General features: G+C 60.4%; 4 protein-coding genes. All 4 read right to left on the bottom strand.

Translation table 11 applies throughout. The features are described 5' to 3' along the window. Window positions 1-84 precede the first annotated feature (84 nt). The 4 genes from QMX98_RS32520 to QMX98_RS32505 all read right to left on the bottom strand — a co-directional run bounded on the left by QMX98_RS32520 (window position 85) and on the right by QMX98_RS32505 (window position 4611). Entirely contained in the window at window positions 85-1236 is a 1152-nt protein-coding gene (locus tag QMX98_RS32520; RefSeq protein WP_010460035.1) for an acyl-CoA dehydrogenase family protein, read from the bottom strand. A gap of 3 nt (window positions 1237-1239) precedes the next feature. Next, complete coding sequence (locus tag QMX98_RS32515; protein WP_282411968.1) at window positions 1240-2346, bottom strand: enoyl-CoA hydratase/isomerase family protein; 1107 nt, start codon at window positions 2344-2346, stop codon at window positions 1240-1242. Between the two features lie 218 nt (window positions 2347-2564). Continuing rightward, window positions 2565-3272, bottom strand: a complete 708-nt coding sequence (locus QMX98_RS32510) for an HPP family protein (RefSeq protein ID WP_154504589.1) — start codon at window positions 3270-3272, stop codon at window positions 2565-2567. 160 nt (window positions 3273-3432) lie between these two features. Continuing rightward, entirely contained in the window at window positions 3433-4611 is a 1179-nt protein-coding gene (locus QMX98_RS32505) for an MFS transporter (protein ID WP_077748386.1), read from the bottom strand. Window positions 4612-4749: the final 138 nt, after the last annotated feature.

The raw sequence follows: 4749 nt of genomic DNA, 5'->3' as shown, positions 1-4749 counted from the left end.
GCCTCGCTCCTACTGGGTTACGGGTCGTTCATGCGAACACCGATAACCTGTAGGAGCGAGGCTTGCCCGCGAAGCTTTCAAGCTTCACACCAGATAGTTTTTCAACTCCCGGGCAATCACCATCCGCTGTATCTCGCTCGACCCTTCATAAATCTGCGTAATCCGCGCATCCCGGTAATAGCGCTCCACCGGGTAATCTTCCAGATACCCGTACCCGCCATGAATCTGCATCGCCGACGAGCAGACTTTCTCGGCCATTTCCGACGCAAACAGCTTGGCCTGCGAAGCCTCGGACAGGCACGGTTTGCCGGCACTGCGCAGCCGAGCCGCATGCAGGATCAGCAAGCGCGCCGCGTTTAGCCGGGTGTGCATGTCAGCGAGCATATTCGCGATGCTCTGGTGCTCGATGATCGGTTTGTCGAACTGCACCCGATCCCGCGAATACGCCAGTGCGGCTTCGAACGCTGCCCGGGCAATGCCCAGCGCCTGCGCGGCGATGCCGATGCGGCCGCCTTCGAGGTTGGACAGGGCGATGGCCAGCCCTTTACCGCGATCACCCAGCAGATTGGCTTCGGGAATCGTGCAGTTGCTCAAAGTCACCGCGCAGGTGTCGGAGGCGCGAATGCCCATTTTGTGTTCGGTGCGGTCGACGATGAAACCGGCGGTATCGGTCGGCACCAGGAACGCCGAGATGCCGCGCTTGCCCAGGTCCGGATCGGTCACGGCAAACACAATCGCCAGTTTTGCCCGCTTGCCATTGCTGACGAATTGCTTGGCGCCGTTGATCACCCATTGGCCGTCGCGCAGTTCGGCGCGGGTGCGCAGGTTGTGCGCTTCGGAGCCGGCTTGCGGCTCGGTCAGGCAGAAGCAGCCGATCGCCTGGCCGCTGGCCAGATCCGGCAACCAGGTTTGTTTCTGTTCTTCGGTGCCGTAGTTGAGCACCGGGCCGCAGCCCACGGAATTGTGGATGCTCATCAATGCGCCCGTGGCGCCGTCGCCGGCCGAAATCTCTTCTACCGCCAGGGCGTAGGCGACGTAGTCGACATAGGTGCCGCCCCATTCTTCCGGCACCACCATGCCCAGCAGGCCCAGTTCACCCATCTTCGCCACCAGACCGTCATCGATCCAGCCGGCCTTTTCCCAGGCTTGCGCATGGGGCGCGATTTCGCCGCGGGCAAAGTCCCGGGCCATGTCGCGGATCATGACTTGCTCTTCGCTCAATTCGATATCGTGCATGGCTCAGTTCCCGCTCTGGTCAAAACCGCTGAAGAAACTCGCGACGTGCTCGGCGTCCAGCGCCTGCAAGGTTGGCGGATTCCAGCGTGGTTGCTTGTCTTTATCGATCAGCAAGGCGCGCACGCCTTCGATCAGGTCGCCGCGCGCGAACCACTGACGGTCCAGGTGCAGCTCAAGGGCAAAACAGTCTTCGAGGCTCAAGTGCCGACCACGGCGCAGCATTTCCAGGGTCACGCCCATCGCCAGCGGCGAACGGCTCTCCAGCAGGTCGGCGGTGATCATGGCCCATTCATGGCTGTCGGCGACCGTCACTTCACGCAGTTGCTCAACAATACTCGGCACATCGGGCAGGGCGAAGAAGTGATCGATGGCCGGGCGCAGCGCTTCCAATGGCGCATCGGGCAGTTGTTGCACCGCGAGTTTCGCCAGCAGGCCTTGCAGGTCCTTGAGCGGCGTGTCGCGCCATTCGAGCTGGTCGAGTTGCTCGTCGAGGGCGCCGAGTTTTTCGCTTTCCAGAAACCAGTCTGCCAAGCCGCAATAGAGCGCATCGGCTGCGCGGATCTGCACGCCGCTGACGCCCAGATAAATCCCCAGCTCACCGGGAATCCGTGGCAAGAAATGACTGCCACCGACGTCCGGGAAATAACCGATGGCCACTTCCGGCATCGCCAGACGGCTTTTCTCGGTAACCACCCGCAAGTCAGCGCCTTGCACCAGGCCCATACCGCCGCCGAGGACAAAACCGTCCATCAGGGCCAGCACCGGTTTGCAGTAGTGATGAATGGCGAGGTCGAGGGCGTATTCCTCGACGAAGAAGTCTTCGTGCAACGTGTCGCCGCTTTTGAAACTGTCATACAGCGAGCGAATATCGCCGCCGGCACAGAAGGCTTTCTCGCCGGCACCGCGCAAGACCACCGCGTGAACCTGCGGATCCTGCGCCCAGGCGTCGAGCTGGCGCTGCAGGTGGCGGACCATGTTCAGGGTAATGGCGTTGAGACCGGCGGGGCGATTGAGGGTCAGGTGACCGATGTGGTTGCGGACCTCGGCCAGCACTTCGTTTTGCGTGGCATCCATGAACGAAGTCTCTTTCGATGAAACCTGAGCAGTCATCACTAACTCCCTGCTTTTATTGTTCTTTATAGAGAAGCTCGCGCGCGAGCGATCCCGGATCGTACCAGTGCAAATTTATGATGTACAACCGGGATATGTGCAGGTGCTTTCTGCATATTTGCATGAGCCTGTGAGAGCGAGCCTGCTCGCGAAGGCGATGTGTGATTCAACATTGAGGTTGACGGGCAGGGCGTCTTCGCGAGCAGGGAGGTGTGCCGTCAGGAACTATGACGCAGCACTTCACTAATACTGCGACGTTTGGCGTGTAACTCACTGATATGAATCAGTTGTTCCAGGTCTTCCGGGGTGACATCGAAGAACGCCTCCATGTCCGCCAATGCCAGTTTCAAGTCCTGGGCGGTGATGGCCTGGCTGTCGATCGGCGGATGATCCGCCGGCACCATGGGCACCGGTTCGGCGGCGCGCTTGGGGTAGCGAATGCGCGTCAGGTTGTTATAGGCCAGCGCGCAGAGCAGCATGGTCGATGCGGCGAGCATCACCGCGCCGAGGGCTTTCCAGTCCAGCGCGATGGTTGCCGGATCGGCCAGCACCAACAGCAACGCCAGCGCTCCGGCCGGTGGGTGCAGGCAACGCAACCAGCACATCAGGATCAGCGCCATGCCCGCCGCCAGGCAGGCGCTGCCAAGGGTTCGGCCGAGAACATGTGCGACCAGCAGCGCAACGGCGCCGGCACTCAAATAGCCGCCCAGAATCGACCATGGCTGGGCAAGGGCGCCGGAGGACACCGCGAACAGCAACACCGCCGATGCGCCCAACGGCCCGATCAAATGTTGCGCCACTTCCATGCCGAACACTTGGGCGCACAGCCAGACGCTGAACAGCGTGCCCAGGGACATGCCAATGGCAGCACGGCTCCATTCGGAAGGACGGGTGTTGATGGCAGCAGGTAACCAGCGAGCGAGCATGAGGCAAACGATCCGTTGGTAAAAATCCAGGAAAAAAAAAGGCTTAACTGGGAAACCCAGAAAGCCCTTGAAGGTGTTCCAACTATTGGGGGAGGAACGGGGCACAGTGTGCCGTTCATTCCCGATGCTGACAAATTCATATTAATGCAGTTTGAGTGCATTATTTTTGCTGTAACGCGACTCGGCGACCGCTCATGAAACACAGGAACCCGCCCATGGCCGTCAGCGCGCTCAGGGCATAAAACATGGTGGGTGCCGGTGTGTGCATCAGCAGGAAACCACAAATCACCGGGCTCAGGGCTCCGCCGAGGGCCGCGAGGTTTTGTGCGCCGTAGTAACTGCCGCGCAGTTCTTCCGGGGCCAGGGTGTCGACGAAGAGAAATTCGGCGGGGTAAATGATCATTTCGCCGAGGGTGAAGATGAACATCGCCACGCACCAGCTCACCAGGCTGTCGGCCAGACTGAAGCCGATCAACCCGACGATAAACAGGCTGGTGCCGCCGGCGATCCAGTAACGCAGCTGTTCGCGCTTGAGGAATCGGCCGATCTGGTATTGCAGCAGGATCACGCTGATGGCGTTGCAGGCGAGCAGGGCGGCCATGGTTTCCAGCGCCCGTTTGGAGTCTTGGGTCACCAGCAGGTATTGCGACAGGTACAGGGTGAATCGACCGTGGACCACGGTGCTGAGCAGGCAACCGCAGGTGAACATGATCAGTGTGCGGTCGTTCTTCAGAGTAATGAGCGTCTTGAGAAAACTTTGGGGTTGACCGATCGGGGGTGTCTGCGACGAGTCCCTGGGGATGCCGATCATCAGGAAAATGCTGAAGAACGCGATGCCGCCGGCTATCAGGAACGGCGCAATCGGGTACACCCCGGCAATCACCACGCCGAGCATCGGGCCGGTGGCGTAGCCGATGTTGGTCAGGGTGTAGCGCAGGGAAAACGCCTTGGCGCGTTGGCCAATCGGCAGGTTTTCGCTGAGGATCGCCTTCGAGCCGATCAGGAACAGCGCCGAGGCGGTTTCGGTGATGACCAGGGTGGCGGTGGTCAGGTAGAGGTTTTCGGCGAAGGTCAGCAGGACGAAGCCGATGGCGCTGGAGAGCATCGCCAGAATCAGCAACCGACGTTTTTCGAGGCGGTCGATGATGTAGCCGCCATAGAGCGCGAGCAGGGTGGCGATAAATACCGCGATGCCCAACAGCAAACCGACGTCCTGCTGGTTGAGGCCGAGCTTGTTGCTCAGGAACAAGGTGAGCAGCGGGCTGGTGATGGCGCGGCTGACGACGATGGTCAGCGAAACGATCATCAACCGGCGGATTACGAGCGAGTAAGTGGCCACGGTGGGGCAAATGTCCTTATTTAGGTTTTGTAGTGTTCGACGTGGAGCCGTGTCGCCTTCATTCGCGGGCAAGCCTCGCTCCTACAAGTTGTTGGTGTCCGCATGATCAATGCATGACCTGTAGGAGCGAGGCTTGCC

This window comes from Pseudomonas sp. PS02303 (genome assembly GCF_029959925.1).
Classification (GTDB): domain Bacteria; phylum Pseudomonadota; class Gammaproteobacteria; order Pseudomonadales; family Pseudomonadaceae; genus Aquipseudomonas; species Aquipseudomonas mandelii.
This window is presented reverse-complemented; position numbering and strand designations above follow the sequence as displayed.

Excerpts from the sequence above, each read along its gene's own strand:
- QMX98_RS32520 (WP_010460035.1), bottom strand. The coding sequence starts at position 1,236 with ATGCACGATATCGAATTGAGCGAAGAGCAAGTCATGATCCGCGACATG.
- QMX98_RS32515 (WP_282411968.1), bottom strand. The coding sequence starts at position 2,346 with ATGACTGCTCAGGTTTCATCGAAAGAGACTTCGTTCATGGATGCCACG.
- QMX98_RS32510 (WP_154504589.1), bottom strand. The coding sequence starts at position 3,272 with ATGCTCGCTCGCTGGTTACCTGCTGCCATCAACACCCGTCCTTCCGAA.